A 23376-nucleotide genomic window follows, 5' to 3' on the forward strand; every position below is an offset into this window, starting at 1 on the left:
ATTGGTTTTTCATTTGAGAACCTTGGCCGATTTTGTGAGAGATTGAAGCTTATAGGCAGCTAACCCTCTTTTCTATACCAAAGTGTGTCGGTTATTATGGCAATCTAAGCAATTTCATTATCTTTTGGTGTATTGAAAATATTAGACACTCTGCTAATCAAGCAACCAAAAGGGTTAAGAATTAATAAGTTTTCATGAGATTTTAGTCCTGATTTAATCGAAAATTCATATTGTGCGGTAATAATAGTCTTTGATTTACCAAGAAATTCTTTACGTGTAAATCCACTTGGAAAATCTATAAAGTCAACTAAGTTGGCTTTTTTATAACCTTCATTTTCGTACATATCAACATCTATGAACTGTAGACCTCTACTCATTTTTATCTTATTACTATCTCGGTCTATTAACTGAGCTATTGCAACGCTTGGCGGGGGAACATCTATCCCTGCAAACTTAACGTCTATATTCCATACTTTTGTTATCTGCTTTACGCTGTTTCTATTAGCAACAAAATCGATATCAACACTTGCAGTTTGTGCTTTTGCTCCATTTAATGAAGCAGAATAAAAATCTAACCAATAGGAAACTGACTGCCCACCAACAATAACAATTGGTTGATTCAAATTATTGAGCATTGAGTATACCTCAACATTGAGCTCATGAAGTTGATCTAGTGGAGTAAGATAATTTGAAGTCATTAACGAGTAAAGCCTCTTTTTATTAAGAGGCTTTACTATAATCTAACTAGGTGATATTTGTATGCTTATATTGAAAAAGATGGAGCTAAAAGCTGCGCGTTACTTTTACGATTAGGACCTTGTTTTGACCCACGATTAACTACAACAGCCCCCCATCCGCGATGGATGTTTGCAACATAACGAGCTTGTCGCGCATTTTTTTCAGCTTTTAAATCTGAGTAACTATTACTCATAAGAACTAACCCCAGCATTAAGCGTGTTCAAATTATACTCTATAGCGAAGACATTGCAATACATCAACTACAAAATCATACTTAATCTAAGTATAGCCTCTATCTGGACTTGTGCTTGTGACCCATAACCCTATATGTTTTTTCACAAACGAGAGAATCTATAAGCGTTATTTTTTGAACCACCCCACAAAATAGACTAAAGTCTACGCAGAGCGATTAACTATCGTTCTAAATCCATTGAAGCATCCTGCCCCGATAGCTGTATCGGGGCTTTTTTATATGACTGATTTACAAAAATAACTAGAACACCCAAGATTATTGCCTTAGATCATGTAGAAAATGAAGTAGTTATCAACGTTTAAACAACTAATTTTGTTCAATGAATCTATCATTTATTTTCTTATAGTCGCATCACCCATTTGTACTAAATAACTCGATCTAGATCACAACTTTCACTGTTTATTCAAAACAACCCAATTCAAAGCAACCCACTGCTTTTGCTTTTAAATCCCCATCGGAGTAGCAGATGTTCGTTGAAATAAATGGCGTAAAACAGACAAGGACGTCTGTTAAATTTTCGGGCTATAGGGATGTAGCATCGGAAATGTTAGCCATTGATTCCATAAGAACAAGGCACCTAATCAATGCATTTCACTCCGTCTGGGCGTTATGGAAGTTGTTGGAGGGCGAAGGCCATAATAATGGCCTCTTTGAGCGAGAGATAGGGATATCGAACTGGCCTTTAGACATGGAAGTTGTTAGGACGAACAGTCCTCTTTACCCCCGTGTGGATGGGAATCCACGACGTTAGCCTCACCGCAGGTGATAAATGTAGCTCCACTCCGTCTGGGGCGGCAAAGGTGATCTAGGAGGGCGAAGGTCATAATAATGACGTCTCTGAGCGAGAAGCACGGACGCTGAACTGGCTTTTAGATAAGGATATCATTTTGCTGTAGATCCCCTTTTGGCCCACTCTTTATTACAGGAAGAGAGGAGAACTCGCTACTTTCAGATAGTTGCCTTTAATTCACAGTGTGAATGCGTCTGTATGCCTTCGGCTTCAAGGATGAAGTCGCAGAGCGCCCAGGGACGGGTTTACAGCGTGCTACAGAAGCATTTGCACAACAGCCTGCGGCAGCAATTAACTTCAATGAGGTCACAAGTTGAAAGACGCTCGCCAGTTCATACAACGCCAAACGCTAGTTTATGGTTTACCCCTCTGTGAGTGGGAACTCACGACGTTTAATTAAGCGAAGCTTAATACATAATAACTTGTCTGAATGCTAATTCATGACTATTCAATAGCCTGCGGCAGGCAATTTATATCCATAAGGCTATGGTTAACAACACACTTTCCCGACATAAATAACTCAAACAATAAATATCATTAGCCTTCATTCAAAGGCCAACCGTTTTCGTATTTGTCGAAAATACACCACCTTCCATTGGGCAATCAGGTTTCCTATCAAAATAAGAATAAGCCCAAAGGTTGAATACGGTGTCCATTGATATCCTTCAAACAAACTTGAAGAAATCAGCGCGATAATCGGAGTGAGCACCAGTACATAAGCGGCATTATGAGCCCCAATACGATCCACTAAGATTAAATATAAGGTAAAGCCCATCACAGAAGCTGGGATCGCTAAATAGGCTAAACTGCCAAGATAGAAATAATTAACATCAACGGTAAAGGGGATACCTTGAAAAACAATCATCATTAACAACGCAATGCAGCCATAAAATATCGCATAGGTGGTGGCGGTATAAGGTTGCAGATGCTCACGAGTATTGCGTATGCTGATCATATTGCCGATAGAAAAGCACCAAGTCCCCAACAGCGATAATGCCATTCCAATGAAAGTCTCACGAGATAATGTCGCAGTTTCAAAATCATGAACAAACATCAAACTGATCCCCATTAAGCCCACCAGCATGCCGACCCAGAAATAAACACGGGTTTGCGTTTGATAAAATAGCTTGCCATGCAGCGCATTAAAAATAGGCGCACTCGCCATAATCACCGCCGTCAAACCACTGGGAATATAATGGGTAGCATAATAAAAAGCAATGAAGTTAAAACAAAATAAGCAGAGACCTTGTAACGCCAAGAAAACGTGATGATGAGCTTTCACGACTTGTAGTTTATTAAACAACTTGCCAAAAACACACAACAATAATGCCGCAATGGCAAAACGATAAAAAATCGACACCAGCGTCGCCACATCCCCCTGCTGCCATTTTATGGCTATCCAAGACAACCCCCAGATGAATATCATCAACACATACAAAAACACCGACATCGAATATCGCCTAAGATGGTGACTAATAATTTCATTATCAATCAGCTAACTTAATACTTCTGTCATTATCTTGGGCAAACTAGCACGATATTGCGCTTTACTTGCAATGAATAAACCCCCCAGCTTGATGCGAAAGAAAAATCGACATAAGATGACATGATGAAAAATAGCCGTTATAAACCCCTCAGTTTTGAGCAGTCAGATAAAGTATGTGACAGACAGTTGTCGCTCGGCTCTGAGTTGTCTTGGGCACAATATCAAAACGAAAAAGAGCGTCTTTTTTATAATAATCACCTGCAGCATACCTTGAGCATGTACTTAGCAGGAGGTTATGAAACCCACCGCACCGACATGCCGTCTCCACAAGGTGGACCCGGGCGTTTTTGTTTAATGCCTCAAGACTGCGAAAGCCACTGGCAATTGGGCAGTCCGCAACAATTCATGCACTTATATTTTGATGATGATTATATCAAGCAACTGGCGATACAGGTTTTTGACCGGGATCCTAGGTTGATTACGATCCCTGAACTGACCTTTTTTGAAAATCCAACATTAGAAGCCTTATTTCGTCATCAAATGGCCACAATGAATTGGGATCCTTCATCACAACTGATGATGAAGCAATTCAGCGATAGTATTTTAATTTCTTTGCTGCAAAGCAACCAATTAATGCCTGAAATAGCCCCCATTAAAGGCGGGTTATCACCTCAAGTCAAACGACGCGTGACTGATTTTATGCAAGCTCACTTTCACAGACAAATCTATTTACATGAATTAGCCACATTGGCTCAACTGAGTGAATATCATTTTTGCCGTATGTTTAAACAAAGTTTTGCCGCCACCCCACAAGCTTATTTATGCCAACTGCGCATTGAACAAACACAAGCGCTGATCAAACAAAACCAGCACAATTTAACTGAAATCGCCCTCGATTGTGGATTTGCCAATCAAAGTCATATGGGCCGATACTTTAAGCAACAACTGGGGATCAGCCCTAGCGCCTTTAAACGCCTGCATGTTTAATGATATACGTTAGTTTAATGGCGAATGTTTAATGGCTCATTTAATAGCGATAAGGGCAATATTCCCCCTACAAGTATGTTATCTTAGTCAACGGTATTCTGGATATATCTCCCTCCTCAGCTTACAAATATGGGTATGAAATTGATGAAAAAAATGGCGATCTTTGTTGATGTGCAAAATATTTATTACACCTGTCGCCAAGCCTATGGACGCCAATTTAATTACCGTAAACTGTGGCAACATTTAAATCATGAAGGCGATATAGTTTCCGCCACAGCCTATGCCATTCATAAAGGGGATGACGGACAATTAAAATTCCAAGACGCGCTTAAGCACATCGGCTTTGATATCAAACTCAAACCTTTCATTCAGCGCAGTGATGGCTCTGCAAAAGGCGATTGGGATGTCGGCATCACCATCGATATTATGGAAGCAGCCAGTGACGTTGACAGCATTATTTTATTATCGGGGGATGGAGACTTTGATTTATTACTGCTTAAAATATATCAAAAATACGGCGTTGAAACCCAAGTGTATGGCGTACCGAGTCTAACGGCAAAATCACTCATCGACTCTGCGGCTCAGTACCACTCTATCGATGAAGCCTTGCTGTTATAATCGCTTATTTGACTCGGCGAATAGGAAGCTTAGAGGCTTGAGACACACTTTGGCTAAATTCATATAAATCTGTTTGATATTGAGCGGCTATATCACTCCAAAGAAACCGTTGTTTTTTAGCATTTTTTTGCATCGACAACCATTTAGCTGTGCCGACACTATTAAGCGCTTTATCAAAAATCTGTAATAGCTGCTCTGATTGCTCCGTTAATGTCGCCCCTTTGAACACAAAGCCCGTTTTATTATTGCTGACAGTGTCTTTAAGTCCACCGACACCATGGACTAAACAAACCTGTCCCGATCGCATCGCTAACATTTGGCTTATTCCGCACGGCTCAAATGAACTGGGCATTAAAAATAAATCCCCTAAACGATATAAACTATCGGCTAAGGCTTCGTTGTAACCATTCAAAAAAATAAATTGATGATATTTAGCCGCCAATACTTTAAATTCATTCGCAATATCACTGTCGCCACTGCCAATTAAAAAAAATAACCCGTTGGGACGCTTGGCCAAAAAAATATCTAAAACTGCTTCTAGCACTGTGATCGTTTTCACGCCCTCTTTTTGATAGGGCTGACGTAAAATCAACATCTTTTGATCGGTTAATCGGCCCACCGACGTCATGATGAAATCGGGCTGCCAGCCAGTGTTCAATCGGCGCCATAAACGCGTAATGCGATTAAGCGCAATACTGTCTTGGGGACTCACCTTGTCTCCCATTGCCAACCAAGTCAGTAATGCCCGCTCAGCTAAAAATATTAACTTAGTGATATCACTCAATTTTGCACTCTGTGCTTGCCAGACTGACGGCTTGTTTGTCGTAACCGAAACGGCCCTGCTAATCATTACATTTTCTGGTAATGATGGCGTGAGTAACAAGGCGTGTTCTATCGATAACTCCAATTGTAATTGTGCCGTTAACGCATATTCAGGTTCATCATAAACACAAGCATTTAAAATCCCCACCACTTGCCCTGCTTTGACCTTCTGCTTTAAATCCGCTTCTAATCCCTCACCACCAAAAAAACCAAAACGATGATTAGAGGGTTTTAATACCTCTTTTGCATAAGACGGTGAGACTAAATGGACTTTATCAGACAAAACAATGCCAGCTCGCATCGGGTTGATACAATCGAGATAGTTAACATCAATCACTTTATTTTTTTGTTTTTGGCTTAACAGTTCAAACAGCGAAGGATACCAAGAAGATAAAGAATCCGGATCGTCAGTTAGAGGTCTAGCCCCTTGAAGCGCTAAATTATGAATGGAGAAGACACAAGGGATCGCTTTTAACAGGATAAAATGGGGGTCAAAGGCTCTTAAAAAGGCAAACATGCCCATATGCCAATCATGCAAATGTACTCTATCGGGTAATGCTATGACGCCTTCTTTTAGCACTACTGCAACACTTAGACAAAACAAGGCAAACTTAGTCGCATCTTGAGCAAAAGGTCTGTAGGCATGACCTTGACTGTAGATCCCGCCATTATCATTTTGTAATTTAGCATGTTCGACGAAATACACTTTGCAATGTTCAACCTTAGGATGGGGGATGCAATAAATCATCACGGTTAATGGCTCATCTGCAAACGAAACAGAGATCTCAGCTAAGGGCTGTGCATTGACTGATTGGGCTAGAAAGCCATAATTGGGCATAATCATATCTGCAACGATATCAACCGCGGATAAAGCAGCGGGTAAGTCTCGGATCACATCGGCCATGCCGCCCACTTTAGCCCCTAGTATTGCTCCATTTTCAGCTGCCAACATCAAGACTCTTTTCACTTAAATTCCTTATCACTATTAATGGCAAAATACCATGCTGATGCGAAGGGTTCGCTCCATCAATCAAAGCCCGTCGACAGCCCTAGCATTTCCCGTGTGACCAACACGACCCCTTTTTCGGTGACTCTAAAACCACGCGCCTTATCATGTTTATGATCATATCCAATCACAGTTCCTTCGGGAATAACACTACCGCGATCGATAATGACCTTTCTAATACGGCAATGCCGTAAAATCACTACATCAGGTAAAATAACCGAATCTTCCACTTCAGAGTAAGAACATACCCGCACCTCATTAAAAAGCACGCTACGTCTGACCACTGCACCAGAAATAATACAGCCTTCTGAAATTACCGAGTCTAAGGCCATGCCTCTGCGACCATCGTCATCAAACACAAATTTAGCAGGGGGTAGTTGCTCTTGGTAAGTCCAAATCGGCCACTTAGAATCATATAAATTTAAGGCGGGTGTTGGCGAGAGTAGTTCTAAATTCGCTTGCCAGAACGCATCTAAGGTTCCCACATCACGCCAGTAGGCTTTTTCATTGCCAAAGTGGCTGCGAAATTTATGCGCGTAGACATTGTTGGTTTTAATCACACTAGGAATGATATCGGTACCAAAATCTCGACCCGAACTCTCGTTTTGGGCATCTTTTTTTAACTGCTCAAATAAAAAAGAGGTGTTAAACACATAGTTGCCCATTGAGGCTAAACACATTTCAGGGTCGCTCGGCAATGCTTTCGGCTCTGGGGGTTTTTCTTCAAAACCTAAGATCTTATTGTGACTATCGACTTCCACCACACCAAAGGCGTTCGTCGCCTCCGCAATAGGCACCTCTAAACAGGAAATAGTCATATCCGCGCCGGACTTCTCATGCGTTGCTAACAAACCCGCATAATCCATGCGATAAACATGATCGCCGGATAAAATAATGACATATTTTGGCAATTCATAACGAATGATATCTATGTTTTGAAACACGGCATCGGCAGTACCTTGATACCAGTTATCTGAATAACGCTGTGAGGCGGGTAAAATCTCAACGGACTCACCCAATTCCTTCTTAAAATGGCCCCAGCCTCGCATGACATGTCGAATCAATGAATGGGATTTATATTGCGTCACCACGCCCACTCGTCTGATCCCCGAATTAATACAATTAGAGAGAGTAAAATCTATCACTCTAAATTTTCCGCCAAAATACAATGCGGGTTTTGCTCGCCAATCCGTCAATTCGTGTAATCGACTGCCTTTACCGCCCGCTAAAATTAAGGCATAGGTTTCTCGAGTTAAATTACTGATATAACGCGGAGTGGGATTTGGCATCTTCACTCTCTCCTTGCGAAATAAGTGATTATAAAATTCAACGCTCTTGCTTAAATTGATATCGAACGCTTAAGGATTTACACCTGCCAGATCTCATCACGATAAGCTGCAATGGTCGCGTCACTGGAAAAACACCCACTGCTTGCCGTATTACGGATACTAAGTTGGGTCCACTGCTCTTGATCTAAATAGGTGTCGGCGACCTCTTGCTGCGCCAATCGGAAACTCTCAAAATCAGCCGCTGTCATCCAAGGATCGTTACCCGACACAATCGCATTGATGATGGGTTCAAAAATGCCCGGTTCCAATAAGTTAAAGTGCCCACTTTTAAGCAAACTTAATACGTCGGAGAGCTCAGGGGATTGCGCTATTATTTGCTTAGGCTGATAATGATTTCTTAAGTCGAGTACTTCATTGGCATTCATACCAAATAAGAAAAAGGCATCGCCACCCACGGCTTCTAATATTTCAATATTCGCGCCATCTAGCGTGCCAATCGTCAAGGCACCATTCATCATGAACTTCATGTTGCCCGTTCCGGAAGCTTCTTTTCCGGCAGTGGATATTTGCTCAGAAAGATCCGTGGCGGGGCAAATTTTTTCCATGGCCGACACATTGTAATTTGGCAAAAAAGCAAAACGTAAATAAGGTTTCATTAGCGGCTCACTGTTAACCATCTCTGCCACATTATTAGCCAGCTTGATGATCAGTTTAGCCATGGCATAACCCGGCGCCGCCTTTCCTGCAATCAAGACACATCGAGGTACCATATTATCAACATTACCCTTTAATATTTCTTGGTATAAATGAATGACATGAAGAATATTCAACAGCTGACGTTTATATTCATGAATTCGTTTGACTTGCACATCGAACAACATGTCTGGTGCAAATTCGACACCACACTCTTTTTTAATAAGCTGGGTTAAATCCACTTTATTTTGCCGTTTTATCTGACGCCACTCTTGTAAGAACTCACTATCATTCAAAAAAGCTTTTAATCCTTCTAATTGATTGAGATCTTCTATCCATTGCCCGCCCAGCGTTTGATTAAGCAATGCCGATAATCGAGGGTTACTGTAAGCCAGCCAACGTCTAGGCGTCACACCATTGGTTTTGTTATTAAATTTTTCGGGCCATAAGTCATAGAAATTTTTAAACAAACCTGAAGTGAGTAATTGAGTATGTAAACCTGCCACACCATTCACGGAAAAGCTGGCCACTATCGCTAAATACGCCATGCGAATGCTCGGTTCCCCCTCATTATTGATAATAGACATCTGCGTGAGTTTGTCCGTCTCCCCCGGCCAATGGTGGGCCACCAGCTTTAAATAACGCGCATTAATTTCATAAACAATGTCTAATATTCGCGGCAAGATACATTCAAACATTCGCACCGGCCAACACTCTAATGCCTCAGGCAGTAAGGTGTGATTGGTATACGCCATAGTATGGCGGGTGATCTCCCAGGCTTCATCCCAACCTAACGAATAATGATCCATCAGTAATCGCATCAATTCTGGCACGGCAATCGCCGGATGAGTGTCATTCAATTGCATCACATTTAAGCGGGCAAACTCCGAGAAGTCCGCTCCCTTTCTTCTCACCCATGCATTTAATATGTCTTGCAAGCTAGCCGATGATAGAAAATATTGTTGCCTTAACCTTAATTCTTTACCATTTTCACTGCTGTCATTGGGGTAGAGCACCATAGTGATCTGCTCCGCTAGATTTTTATGCGCCACCGCTTCAGTATAGTCCCCTTGATTAAACTCTTCTAAATCAAACCCCTCAGTGGCTTGCGCCTTCCAAAGCCTGAGGGTATTCACTCTGTGATTACGGTAACCTGGGACAGGCACATCATAAGCAACGGCAATAACATCTTGGGTATCCACCCATGTATGGTGTAGGCATCCATCATGATCCACATGGGATCCAGTCCGACCATAAAAAGGCACCAACACATTATGGTTAGGGGCAATGACATCCCAAGGATGTCCGCCTTTAAGCCAACGGTCAGCTTGCTCGATTTGATAACCATTGATGATTTTTTGAGTAAACATGCCATATTCATAGCGGATCCCATACCCCGTCACCGATAAATCCATGCATGCACAGCTATCGAGAAAACAAGCCGCTAACCGGCCCAAGCCTCCATTACCCAAGCCCGCATCGTGCTCAAGGGCTTCTAATTGTGCTAAATTCACTTGGTATTGGCTGATGATCTGCTTGGCTTCTTCTTCTAAGTCTAAATTAAGCAAGGCATTACCCAGTGCCCGGCCCATTAAAAACTCAAGAGAAAGATAGGCCACTTGTTTACGCTCAGCGTGGCGATCTTGATAACGCGTTCGACGCCAATCATGCATCATTTGTTCTTTCACGCTAAGGGCTAAAGCATGAAAAAAATCGTAGGGATTATTCTCCTCTCGGCACAATCCATTCACCACGAGTCGTTGAAACGTCGCCGCTAAAGGATCACAACTATTGCAATAGGGATAATCAGCAAATTCGCCTTCAACATGCTCTTTAGTCATCGCTTTACTGCCCTTTTCATCTTGCTTATTCATCTGTAACTTCATTGGGTTAGCAAGATCACTATTCGATTTAGGGTGGTAAGAAGTCATTCTTTATCTCCTATCACTTTCGCATGAAATAACATAAGACTGCGATCTTGAAGTTGATACTGACGCTGGCATTCATTCACTTTATGACTAGCGTCATTAACATCAAGCTCATGATCTTGGCTGTGCAACAAACAATCCCACGGATGAAAATGGATAAGTGTGGGTAACGTAAATTCCAAACTCTGTTGTTCATTATTTAATAACAATAATAATGCTTGCTGCCCGTTCTCTTCACCTTCCAATTTGCCGCTGATCACCAGACTTAACGTGCGTGTTTGTGTCTCCCCCCATAATTGCTTTGTCATCGCCAAGCCTTGACGACAATACCAATCTAAACCCGGCGTCATTTCATTGATGCTGTTATGCACATATTCGTAATGACATAAGAGAGGAAAACGTTTGCGTATTTGGATTAACTTCTGAGTGAAAATAAACATCGCATCTGAGTATGGCGTATTTGTCCAATCTCGCCAGCTCAAACGATTATCTTGGCAATAAGAATTATTATTACCCATTTGAGTCCGTCCGACTTCATCTCCAGCCAATAACAGCGGCACACCTTGAGATAACAACAGCGTGGTTAATAGATTACGACATTGCCTCGCTCGAACCTGGTTAATCGCTTGATCATCCGTAGGGCCTTCCTCACCATAATTATGACTAAAGTTTTCTTGGCGACCATCACGATTATCTTCGCCATTGGCCTCATTATGTTTATTGTTGTAGCTCACCAAGTCGAATAAAGTCAATCCATCATGGCAGGTAATAAAATTGATACTACTTGAAGGAGGCTTTCTCGAATGCTCGAATAAATCACTGGAACCATGAAAGCGCCTGGCAAACTCCGGGAGCATTCCTGCATCTCCTCGCCAAAAACGCCTTATAGCATCTCGATATCGATCGTTCCATTCACTCCATGCTATAGGGAACTGCCCCAGCTGATAGCCACCGGGGCCTAAATCCCAAGGCTCAGCAATGAGCTTCACTTGACTTAAAATAGGGTCTTGGGCAATGGCATCAAAAAAACCTGCACCGGAGTCAAAGCCGTGCACCTCTCTGCCTAACGTCGAGGCTAAATCAAAACGAAACCCATCAACGCCCATAATTTCAACCCAATAACGTAAAGAGTCCGTCACTAATTGCATGACTCTTGGATGGGCTAGGTTCAAGCTATTACCACAGCCGGTATCATTAATGAAATATCGAGGCTCACTGGCAACCAAACGGTAATAACTCAGATTATCGATGCCTTTAAAACTATAACAAGGCCCTAAGCGATTTCCTTCGGCGCTGTGGTTATACACCACATCTAAAATAACCTCGATCCCCGCCTTATGCAGCTCAGTCACCATGTGCCTAAATTCAAAAACGTCATCATTAACAAGATAAGCATGATGAGGCGTAAAAAAGCCGATACTGTTATACCCCCAATAATTAGTCAGCGCCTTGTCATGTAAAAAAGCTTCATCAAAAAAAGACTGCACTGGCATTAACTCAACACATGTCACGCCTAAATCCACTAAATATTGGATAACATTAGCATCACATAATCCGAGAAAAGTGCCTTTTATTGACTCTGGCAACTTAGGGTGACGTTGAGTGAAACCTTTGACGTGTAATTCATAAAATATACTTTCTGATAGTGGCCTTGCTTTGTCTTGATAGCCTTTAACTTTATTAACCAAAGGAATAGGCGCTAAATGACGATGATCGACCACTTTACACTTAGGCATATAGGGGGCACTATCTTGACTGTCAAAGGATAAGTCATCTCCCTCATGTTCAGCTTCATGTCCCGTATTGTGTTTACCATTCAAGGGCAACTTTTGATGAGCATACAAACTCGTATGCTCAATGCGAGGACCCACCAACTGTTTAGCGTAAGGATCGAGTAAAAGCTTATGTCGATTAAAGCGGTGCCCTGAAAGCGGCTGGAAAGGGCCATCCACCCGATAACCATAGAGCGTTTGACTGCTGGCTCCAGTCACATAACCATGCCAAATATCTTGGGTTTTCATTGGCAATGGTAATTGATATAACTCCTGCCGACCTTCCTCATCAAAAAGGCATAATATAACCTGAGTCGCATGGGCTGAAAAAAGGGCAAAATTCACCCCACCATCATCAATCGTTGCGCCTAATGGATAGGCTTTTCCCTCTGTGATTTCCATTCTATTTCCCCCAAAAAGCGTGGATCACTTTCAGACTCAACAACACCATCAAATCGCTTATTTATCTTCAATCAGTGCCATTGGCGCCAATACTAAGCACCCTAAAGGCGGCACCGTTATTAGCGCACTTTGTGCCATACCTTGATAAGCCTCTTCATGCGCTATGATGAACCCAGTATTGCCTTTATTAGAGCCGCCATAATATTCACTATCACTATTGAGTAACTCTCGATAAAGGCTCTTTTTCGGCAAGCCAATACGATAATGATATTTCACATCTGGTAGCATATTAACGACAAAGATAAGGTGCCTATCATCAGTAACGCCATAGCGCACAAAGACAAAAATACTGTCGATATGATTATCACAATCTAACCATTGAAAGCTGCTGATTTGATGATCATTTTCAAACAAAACCCCGCTGGTACGGTAAAGATGATTTAAATCTTTCACCCAAGTTTGCAGGCCTAAATGTGAAAAATGGACTAATAATGACCAATCTAAACCTTTGTCATGATCCCATTCCTGACGCTGACCAAACTCTCCTCCCATAAACAATAACTTTTTACCGGGATGCCCCCACATGAAACCATAATAACTTCGTAATGTGGCAAACTTCTGCCAATCATCGCCGGGGATTTTTTCGAGTAAGGTCCCTTTACCATGCACCACTTCATCATGGCTTAATGACAAAATAAATTGTTCATTAAAACAATAAACTAAACTGAATGTCATTTCCTTATGATGAAAGTGTCGATGAATAGGATCGCGCTTTAGATAAGCCAAAGTGTCATTCATCCAGCCCATATTCCATTTAAAACCAAAACCTAATGCCCTGTTGTCCTGAGTCGTGGGATGCGTCACGCCCGGCCAAGCCGTTGACTCTTCCGCTATCATCACAATACCGGGGAAATCTTGATAAACCACTTGATTTAATAATCGTAAAAAGGCAATCGCTTCTAAATTTTCATTGCCTCCCCATTGATTAGGGCGCCATTGATCCGCTTTTCGACTGTAATCGAGATAGAGCATAGAGGACACGGCGTCAAGCCTAAGACCGTCAAAGTGAAATTCTCGTAACCAATAACACGCGTTACTCAGTAGATAACTTCTCACTTCAGAACGATCATAATTATAAATCAGGGTGTCCCAATCGGGATGCTCACCTTTTAAGGGATCGGCATGCTCAAATAAACAGGTGCCATCGAAAGTGGCTAGTCCATGGGGATCTTTAGGAAAATGCGCCGCCACCCAGTCTAAAATCACGCTAATTCCTGCTTGATGGCAAGCATCAATAAAGCGTTTTAATCCCATAGGATCACCAAATCGATAACTCGGTGCATACATGCCGATAGGCTGATACCCCCAAGACGCATCAAAAGGATATTCACTGATCGGCATCAATTGTAAGTGAGTAAATTCCATTTCCTGCACATAAGGAATGAGCTGCTCAATCAAGTCCTGATAATTTAAATAAACAGAGTCACCTTGAGTTTTACGACGCCAAGACGCCAAATGAACCTCAAAAATGGATATTGCCGACATATGCCAACGCGATTGCGCACGCTTGATGAGCCAAGGTTTATCGCGCCACTGATACTGCCGCTGACTGGGAATGACGCCCGCATTACCCGGCGCCGACTCCATTTGTTTAGCAAAAGGATCGGCCTTACGTAGTACTTCGCCTGTATGGGTTAATATTTCAAATTTATAATGTTGATACTCCTCAACATCGGCAATGAACAGCTCCCAAATGCCACTACTCTCATGTTTGCGCATCGAATGACGGCGAGGATCCCAGTGATTAAAATCTCCCACAATGGCGACTCGCTGTGCGTTCGGAGCCCAAACACAAAACAATACACCAGAGATATTCGATGGCTCATGCCAATTAGCCCCTAAAAAATGTTCGGCTTGATACTGGCAACCTTCTGAAAATAAGTACACATCACTTTCTGAGACTAAGCTGTGAAATTGATAGGGATCGATAATCTCTTCAATACCTAAAGGGTATTGCACGATTAATTTATAAAGAAAGGGTTTATTACTTCGCGCCACGACCCCTGAAAAAAGCCCATGCTCATTTATTTGACCGATAGTGACAACGTTCTGTGCATCTGTTAGTGACACCACGTCCACACTGATGGCTTCTGGCAAAAAAACCGTGACGCTCAAACTGCCCGTCTGCTCAGCCCCTTCCTCTAAACAATGTATGCCCAATGGCCACTTCTTGGATGACTCATCATAATAAATACGCAGAAAGTCATGATCAGCATAAGTAATATTCTGCGCTTTGTTCGTTTTATCCATTCACTTTCATCTCTGTCATTAACACCCTTTATGTTGATCAATATTTATGGGTTAGGTTGCCTTTGAGAGCGGATATCATCGAATAATTGCAACACCCGATTATCTTGTTCCAAATCGGTTAATGTTGACGTTAACCTTCTCTGCCAATTTGGGTATTCTTGCCAGGTACCTGGAATATTCACGCCATGAATGTCGGCCAATAAATCACATAACTGTACGCTAAATAGCTGCGATGCCCCTGATGCGGCTAAGGTCACCCAAGCTGTTAGTAATGCTGAAAAAGCCAATGTATTGATATCGATGTCATGCTCTAATAAACCTTGCCAGATGAGGATATCTAATAGCTGCTGCTTTTCTTCCGAGCGCCTTTTTAATAGCCCTTTTAATTCATCATCAGACTCGATAAGTGATAATTTAAAGCGCAGATGTAAATCACAATTCGCCCACCAAGCCGCCAACGTGGGCACATCATGATTAGCCAGCATCATTAAACTTTGTTTTTTGTAATCTTGAGGGGCATAAAAACCCTGCCAATCTTTACAGAAATAAAAAACCTCATTGGCATAAAAACCTGCATTGGCAACGGCTTGAGTCAATTCATCGGGGATCAGGCCTAAGTCTTCACCTATCACACAACACTGGGCTAACTGACTCTCTAAATTAATAATCGCTATCAAGGTATCCATAGGATAATAAACATAAGCCCCTTGCCCTCTTGATGGATTGACAGGACAACACCATAAACGTAATAACCCCACCACATGATCAATTCTCAACCCACCACAATGGCGCATATTTTGATGCACTAATTGAATAAAAGGCTCAAAAGCCGATTGTTGCAAATTGATCGGATCAAAAGGTGTTAAACACCAATTCTGTCCTTGAGGCGCCAAATCATCAGCAGGAGCCCCAATGCTGATCCGCGTCGCATATTGAGGTAAATGGGATCCAACTTCAGCCCCCTTTTTTTTGGCACCCACCGCCAAATCACGAATGAGTCCAATCGACATGCCTTGCTCTTTGGCATATTCTTGACAATCAGCCAATTGCTCTTCAGCAATAAATTGTAAATAACAAAAAAAAGTCTTATCGACTGGCATGCCATTATTACTGTGTTCAAATACAACATCTTCCCTTAACACAAATTCTTGCAATGCACTGCCTTCATCACGAATAAATGCAATAAACGCCTGGTATCTAAGGGTGTTTTTATTTTCTTCATGCTCACAAAAAGCCTGATACAACAACACAAAAGACTGATATTTAAGCGTGAAAACACTGGCGTAATCGATCCAATCCGTTTCATTTAAATCATCAATTTGGGCTTGCCATTGGGGCATTTGAATTTTAGTCTCGATATAGCGAAATTCTTTAACCTGATCAATGCCAATATAAAGAGGGTTAAGTCGCCGCCTGTCTGTTGGGCTATAGGGACTGGCTTGCTCGGGATCTTTGATATCCAATGCATGCAATGGATTAAGTAATATAAAATGGCCCCCCTGCGCAGCAATGATTTTAATTAACTGTGTTAAATCAATAAAATCTCCAATCCCCCACTGCCTTTCACTGCGTAAGCTATATAACTGAGTATTTATCCCCCATGGTTTATGACATTGTCGGTCATTGGCTTCATGATAAAAGTGCCCCCGAAAAGCCTGTCTGGGCGCGACCATTAAACGCCCAGCATATCGGTCTGTTCGCTTACCGATCAATACTAAACTAAAATTATGATACCCAAGTGTTAATACTGACTTTACTGCTTTACTTTCCAACATGATTTGATACTTAACATAGGGCTTATCATCAATAGCGTGTTCTTCAATGATAGTCATCGCATCGATGTCTATCGTTTGAGTCCACAAGACGCTTTGTGGGTCCACAATACTCAATTTTATCTTGTTCTGATAAGAGTGAGGAAGAAACAAATTCACTTTTAATTGATCTAAATAACAATATTGAAAACGAGGTAAAGGTAGAGTCCAGGGCTTATGCGCCAACTCAATTATACCTGCGTGGATCTGGTCTAGTGTCAGAGGTAAATCGAGTTCATTTTCATCAATAACTTGACTCGATTTGGATAATAAACAGCGCAGTACTCCCTCTCTATCCTTTGATGGAATAGAGACTAACTCCCCTTTATAATTAACGTACTCAGAACCAATACCCTTCAAATACAGTAAGTTATCTAGACCCATACCCATCACCTATTCTTTATCACACTGAGCTCATCACCTATTCTTTATCACACTGAGCTCATCGAACCTAACTCATCAAGCTTAGTGTAAAATGATATTCTCGGTACTTTTCTCCATCAGCATACTGCCCATATCCGGTAAAATATCGACTCTTTACATCATGCCAATATCTTCATGGGTAATAATGTGACAATGCATCAATATTTCTCCAGAATACTCAGGATTAAAATAAGTTTTAAAGGTGATTGAGCCCGGCGTCGCATCATTAATATTTCCCCCACCTCGAACTCCCGTCGCCGCAGGTACAACAACAGTGTCATGCCATTGTGGTATCTCAAGTTCGGTCCCATTTACCTCGGTCAACAAAAAGGCGTTGGTATGGATATGAAAAGGATGATCTGAAAACGTATAATTATATACTGTCCATTCTTCTATGCTGCCAGCCGCCATTTCAAACATCGGTTCACTTCTCGCAAATAAGCCTTCAGTGGTATAATTAATCTGCGGCATAGCAAGATCATCATCTGGATTGTCTTCTCCTTGATCATCTTCATTGCGCATCATCAATAAGTTCTCAAAGTCAATACCGCCCCAATAGTCCGTATCATACTCCTCATAATACCAGCCACATGAAGGTAAACGATTTTCGTCTGTTTGTTCTCCGCCACAGCTTTCAAAACCCACATTACGTATTTCAGCTGGCTCTGTATTTAACATTGTTTCCATGCTGGGCAACCCATCAGACTCGGGTAAGTCTCCGCTTGGCAAAGACATGGACATCTCTTCCTCACTCACTATTACTGTCGCTAAGGTTACCGGATAATCTGGACTTGGAAAATCACCTCCGACTCTCGAACGTCGAGTATCGGGATCGATACCCGTTGCAGAGGCAGATAGTTTAATGCCTATAGGATCAGCAACTTGTAATAAATAAACACCGAGTTCACCCGCTTGGATCAATACATCGAGACGATTACCTGCGCCTAAAACAAAAGGCTCTTCAACCTCTAACGTTTTCATTTTCTTTAACGTTAATCCATCATTTGCAAGTAAATGTAAACTGTGCCCTTCTAGAGAAACTAACTTATTAAGCCCGGCTGCCGCATTCAAAAGACGCCAACGTTGCACTTCTCCAGGGCGCATAAAAAGGGTTTGATCGGTCAATCCATTATTGGTCATGAAAAGTAAACCATCTGTATAACTGCTCCAAAGGCCAGCATCACCGTCTGAGAATTCTGTTGCATCTTCATTATATAGAGGCACATCACCACTTTGATCCGTTCTAATGCTCCCTAAAATCATGACATGCTCTTTTGCCGCCGCCACTTCTGGCACGCTTTCTAATCCATCGGAGCATCTCGTCACGATAAGTAAACCATACATGCCGCCAAAGAAAGGCATTGCAATACTGCCATGCTTATGCGGGTGATACCAAAAGGTACCACAAGCATGATCGTCAGGCAGTTTAATTACCACATCATGGGTGCTACCGGGTAACATATGTCGGAAAGGATTGTCCAATAACCCCTCTGGTGAGACATTCAAACCATGGCTGTGAAAATTAGTGGAGTAAGGATCATGTGGAAAAGCCCCACCACGCTGGATTTCAGGATTATCAGGCAAATCATTCACTATTTTAATGGATAGAATATCACCAGGATTGAGATAAGTGTCGGCCCGACTAAACTGCCCTCATAGTTAGGGGTATTAACGGTGATCAGCTCACCGGTTTCAACATATGTAATGGTATTTTCTGTGAAAGCCGCGGTTAATGTTGTACTAAGTATGCCATCGGACGATACCCGTGTTTCAGGTTCAACAAAAAACCTATCGTAAATATCTTCATTATCGTTATCATCACTGCATGCAGTTAACAATAAAATACTAAAAAAAACATAGCCAATGGCATACCAAAATATCGATTTTCTCTTCATCTACTCATTCCCCTGAAAGTTATTTACACTTTTGTTTTGTATTTTTACAAAACAAAGTGTAGATGAGTTTTTAGCGGTAGAATAAAATACAATCACTTTCTATCCGATATATCGGATATATTTTTTATATCAGCAAGCTCAATAGACGTCGGCTATTAAGCTTGCCATTCTTACTATTTTACTGCTCAGCTTGGGCTTTACCCAATAAATTTCCGGCGTGATTAATCACATGAAAAATATGATTTTGCTCTACGGTACCTTGGACTAAATGCGCGCCAGGGCCTTGAGCAAAGATAGCCACATCTTCACCTCCATGGGTCTCGCTATTCAGTGGAATAAGCGCTTCTTGATGATGGCTTGCACTTTGCGTATTGACATAATTTAAATCCACTCGGCCTGTTGATGCTGGATGATCATAACGCTCATCACCGCCAACGGCTAATGGGGTATACCCTAAGCCATTGGCGTAACCTAATGTCGTATAAGGTAAGCCATTACTGTCCGTTGCATGAGTTAATTCAGCCAGTCCATTGGCATCCGTGCTTTTGACTAAACCTAAAATAGGATTCCCCCGAACAGGATAGCCACCAATCGTCATCACATGACTGTGATCGGCGGTGACGATTAACAAGGTGTCTTTTATCGATGTTTTCTCCATCGCAATACGTACCGCTTGCGACAAGGCAATCGTATCGTGTAAGGCGCGAGCAGCATTGCCAGCATGATGACCATGATCGATTCGTCCGGCCTCAACAATCAATACAAAGCCTTTATCATTTTTTTGTAATATATCAATAGATTTAGCCGTCATTTCCGCTAATGAAGGCTCACCCGATACGCCGCTTTCAGTGCGATCATAATCATATTCCATATGCGATGAGTTAAATAACCCCAGTAAATGGTCCGTTTTTAACGGGTCAATCGTGACAAAACTGTCTCTATCTTGCACATAAGCCGCATTGTCATATTGCGCCAACCACTGAGCCGTTAAATCCACGCCATCGAGGCGTTGACCACTTTTACCTTCCACATCGACTATCGTATTAGGAATAAAAGCACGTCGCCCGCCACCGAGCATCACATTGACACCTTTACCTGTATTGAAATCAAACAGCTGTTTTGCGATGTCCACGCAGCCATGGGTCACAGCTTCATCAGGCAAATCTGCATCACTTTCCCAGTCTCTTTCGGGAACATGGGCAAAAGTCGCTGCGGGGGTGGCATGGGTGACTCTAGCGGTTGATACCACCCCCGTCGACATGCCAGCCATTGCAGCCAGCTCCAAGGCGGTGACTAACTCTTGATCTTGAGTGGATTCACAATTGCCTCTAGTCACTCCTTCTGCTTGAGAGATCACCCCTGCATCCGTTTTTACTCCAGTCATCATCGCCGTCATTGTGCCTGCAGAATCCGGTGTTTGTGCATCTGTATTAAAGGTTTTAGACAAGCCGACATAGGGAAAACTTTCAAAAGAGAGAATATTTTCCTCCCCTGTTTGGCCTTTAAGTTGCCCATCTAAAATACGGGCGGCAGTCACTGTTGAAATACCCATTCCATCACCGATAAACAAAATAATATTGTTAGCCACCCCCGTCTCATTCGTCACACTCAATTTTTCTGCATCGACAACTCGTTGCTGCCCATCAATATACCATTGATTCACTTCACTCCAGTTTGAGTGAATGTCATCTTGATCTTCTTCAACGGTTTGCCCTGATTCGTTTTCAGCAGGAAGAGAAACATCATTATCATCGTTATTACAGCCACTTAATCCAAACAGTGCGGAAAGCGTCAGTGCCAATAAAGTCTTATTCATTTTATGCTCCAAAAGTGAGTACTTCATTATTAGTACTTAGTTCCACCAAGCTGTTGCGCTTGATTAATAATATGAAAAACAACGTTTTGCTCCATCGCCCCTTGGACTAAATGTGCACCCGCTCCCCACGCATGAATACTGACATCTTCACCCGCATGGGTTTCTCCGCCTTTTTGAATTAAAGCCTGCTGCATAAAATCAAGATCTTGTGTGTCTAATAGTAATAAATCATCTCGCTCCCCCGCAACCGCGCCAGGGCCATTAACATAACCTAATGTGGTGTAAGGTTTTCCATCTAACGCCATGGCCATTTCACCATCCACATTATGTACCAAACCTAAAATAGGATTCCCTCGCTTGGGATAACCTGCGATGGTCAAAGTGTGACTATGATCCGCCGTCACCATAATGAGTGTATTATCTGGATCAGTACTGTTTACCGCCGCTCGTACTGCATTAGAAAGTTCAATGGTGTCATATAATGCCCGCTGTGCATTGCCCGCATGATGAGCATGATCGATACGGCCGCCTTCAACCACCAGCAAGTAACCATCGGTATTTTTACTCAGCATTTGTATCGATTTAACGGTCATTTCAGTCAGAGAAGGTTCTCCAGCGACATCTGCCTGTCTGTCGGCTTCAAATTCCATATGAGAAGCGTTGAATAACCCCAGTAAATGCGAAGTACTTTCAACATCGACCGCATCAAATCCCGCTTGATCCCAAATATAAGCAGCATCATCGAAGTTTTCTATCCAAGCTTGAGTTAGATCGAGCCCATCTTGCCGCTTACCGGGTTTATCTTCTCCATCAACCGTTTCTTCTGAAATAAAATTTTGTCGCCCGCCACCAAGCGCTACCGTTAAGGCATTTGCCTTATCCCGCATAACGAGTTGATAGGCTATATCGAGGCATCCATTTTCGATAGCTTCATCGGATAAATTAGCATCCGACTCCCATTGACGTTGAGGCGTTTTCGCATATAAGGCTGCGGGGGTCGCATGGGTTAAACGCGCAGTACTCACAATCCCGGTAGATAAGCCCTTGGCATTGGCTAAATCGACAAGTGTAATCAATTCATTGCCTTTAGAAGATAAACAGTTAGCACGTAAACTCACATCAGATACCGATAATACACCCGCTTTGGTTTTTACCCCTGTCGCCATCGCCGTCATCGTCCCAGCAGAATCCGGCACTTGCTGATTGGTATTATAGGTTTTGACTAATCCACTATAGGGGAAGCGCTCAAAACTCAAAAAATTCTCCTCTCCGCCTTTATTACCTATTTTCTGCTGCCCTTCTAAGATCCTCGCCGCCGTTAACGTTGAGATCCCCATCCCATCACCGATGAATAAAATGACATTTTTAGCACGACTCTGGGTTTGTTGCTCTGTCTGTTCAACCAGATGAGCGGCACTGTCTTTAAACCACTGACTATCACTTTGTGCACTCGGTAATACGGCAGCATGAACACTTGCAACCATCAAGCTACAAGAAATTATTAAGGCTATTCTTTTGATCTTAATCACTATTTTCACCATTCAGTCTAAGAAATAAGTCAATGCTTTTTCGCTAGGTAGTATTTTTACAGTATTTAAATCTACCTATTACTAACATAATATTTCATTTTTATTACATAAGCCGTTTGGGGGGTTTTGCTAAAAGTGAGGAGTGAGTCATAAAATCAATTGATAAATACTGTCTTTCTATGAAATTAGTGATATTGACTAATGAATAACTTGATCTTTAATATTTTGATCTTATCCGCTCATTAAAATGATATTTTTTGAAGAAAAAGATAATATTTATAAAATATGTTTTTATTTAAAGCTAAGGTGGATATCCATAAAAATTCAGTATCAACATAAGTCTAAAAATGCGTTTTAATAATCGACATTACAATAATGAAAAATAATGATTAACAGATAATAAGTTCCTATACATTTTATACAAAATAGTTTAATTTTAATACATTGACACTTTATATTGTCGCAACAATATTAATCCTTACCCTTTTATCAATCAGAGACCTTTACATATTATTTTGTTTTTTGTTTATCTTACTGGAATTAACTCTGTATATGATATATAAAATTAAATTCATTCTCAATACAATAAAAATATTTATCCTTGGTACGTCTTACTTTTATTTTTCAGAAAATATAATCAGCTGAATGAGGTTTTATCAAACTTTAATTAAATTTAAAATATTCAATCTGATTATTCCCTAGATCTCAGCAATAAGCGACACACGTTTACCTGTTAAAAACTCATAAGGACTGAGAAAGTTTAACGCCTTTCTTGGCCTCATGTTAATTAAAAATTCAGCATTGGCTA

The 23376-nt window shown here is 41.7% G+C and carries 14 protein-coding genes and 1 pseudogene; 2 read left to right on the forward strand and 13 right to left on the reverse strand.

Annotation, left to right across the window (positions count from 1 at the left end; all coding sequences use genetic code 11):
- Window positions 1-104: 104 nt before the first annotated feature.
- Window positions 105-635, reverse strand: coding sequence for a hypothetical protein (locus L2764_RS19550; RefSeq protein ID WP_248942034.1), 531 nt, complete (start codon window positions 633-635; stop codon window positions 105-107).
- Between the two features lie 1690 nt (window positions 636-2325).
- Window positions 2326-3231: a DMT family transporter gene (locus tag L2764_RS19555; protein WP_248942035.1), complete on the reverse strand. Its 906-nt coding sequence runs from the start codon at window positions 3229-3231 to the stop codon at window positions 2326-2328.
- Window positions 3232-3390: 159 nt separating this feature from the next.
- Between L2764_RS19555 and L2764_RS19560 the strand changes: the two genes are divergently transcribed.
- A complete protein-coding gene (locus tag L2764_RS19560; RefSeq protein ID WP_248942045.1) occupies window positions 3391-4254 on the forward strand; it encodes a helix-turn-helix domain-containing protein in 864 nt (287 codons plus the stop codon).
- Window positions 4255-4398: 144 nt separating this feature from the next.
- The gene (locus L2764_RS19565) at window positions 4399-4872 is read left to right on the forward strand and encodes a LabA-like NYN domain-containing protein (protein WP_248942036.1); all 474 of its coding nucleotides are present in this window, start codon (window positions 4399-4401) and stop codon (window positions 4870-4872) included.
- 4 nt (window positions 4873-4876) lie between these two features.
- On the opposite strand, the gene L2764_RS19570 is transcribed toward L2764_RS19565, so the two are convergent.
- From L2764_RS19570 to L2764_RS19620, 11 genes and pseudogenes are all read right to left on the reverse strand, one after another.
- Window positions 4877-6661 carry a glycogen/starch synthase gene (locus L2764_RS19570; protein WP_312018367.1) on the reverse strand — a complete coding sequence of 595 codons (1785 nt, stop codon included), beginning with the start codon at window positions 6659-6661 and terminating at the stop codon, window positions 4877-4879.
- 59 nt (window positions 6662-6720) lie between these two features.
- The gene (glgC, locus tag L2764_RS19575) at window positions 6721-7989 is read right to left on the reverse strand and encodes a glucose-1-phosphate adenylyltransferase (RefSeq protein WP_248942037.1); all 1269 of its coding nucleotides are present in this window, start codon (window positions 7987-7989) and stop codon (window positions 6721-6723) included.
- Window positions 7990-8066: 77 nt separating this feature from the next.
- A complete protein-coding gene (locus L2764_RS19580) occupies window positions 8067-10523 on the reverse strand; it encodes a glycogen/starch/alpha-glucan phosphorylase (protein WP_248942047.1) in 2457 nt (818 codons plus the stop codon).
- A gap of 86 nt (window positions 10524-10609) precedes the next feature.
- Window positions 10610-12784: a glycogen debranching protein GlgX gene (gene glgX / locus L2764_RS19585; RefSeq protein ID WP_248942038.1), complete on the reverse strand. Its 2175-nt coding sequence runs from the start codon at window positions 12782-12784 to the stop codon at window positions 10610-10612.
- Between the two features lie 57 nt (window positions 12785-12841).
- A complete protein-coding gene (gene glgB, locus L2764_RS19590; protein ID WP_248942039.1) occupies window positions 12842-15094 on the reverse strand; it encodes a 1,4-alpha-glucan branching protein GlgB in 2253 nt (750 codons plus the stop codon).
- A gap of 44 nt (window positions 15095-15138) precedes the next feature.
- A complete protein-coding gene (malQ, locus tag L2764_RS19595; protein WP_248942040.1) occupies window positions 15139-17289 on the reverse strand; it encodes a 4-alpha-glucanotransferase in 2151 nt (716 codons plus the stop codon).
- A gap of 153 nt (window positions 17290-17442) precedes the next feature.
- Window positions 17443-18912 carry a multicopper oxidase family protein gene (locus L2764_RS19600; RefSeq protein ID WP_248942041.1) on the reverse strand — a complete coding sequence of 490 codons (1470 nt, stop codon included), beginning with the start codon at window positions 18910-18912 and terminating at the stop codon, window positions 17443-17445.
- Window positions 18913-18920: 8 nt separating this feature from the next.
- Window positions 18921-19223 (reverse strand): cupredoxin domain-containing protein, encoded by a 303-nt coding sequence (locus L2764_RS19605; protein WP_248942042.1) that lies wholly within the window; start codon window positions 19221-19223, stop codon window positions 18921-18923.
- Window positions 19224-19401: 178 nt separating this feature from the next.
- A complete protein-coding gene (locus L2764_RS19610; RefSeq protein ID WP_248942043.1) occupies window positions 19402-21039 on the reverse strand; it encodes an alkaline phosphatase family protein in 1638 nt (545 codons plus the stop codon).
- 29 nt (window positions 21040-21068) lie between these two features.
- Window positions 21069-22580: an alkaline phosphatase gene (locus L2764_RS19615; RefSeq protein ID WP_248942044.1), complete on the reverse strand. Its 1512-nt coding sequence runs from the start codon at window positions 22578-22580 to the stop codon at window positions 21069-21071.
- 686 nt (window positions 22581-23266) lie between these two features.
- A pseudogene (locus L2764_RS19620) lies at window positions 23267-23376 on the reverse strand (IS30-like element ISVsa7 family transposase); the annotation flags it as partial.

Source organism: Shewanella surugensis, from assembly GCF_023284005.1.
In the GTDB taxonomy this organism is placed as follows: Bacteria; Pseudomonadota; Gammaproteobacteria; order Enterobacterales; family Shewanellaceae; genus Shewanella; species Shewanella surugensis.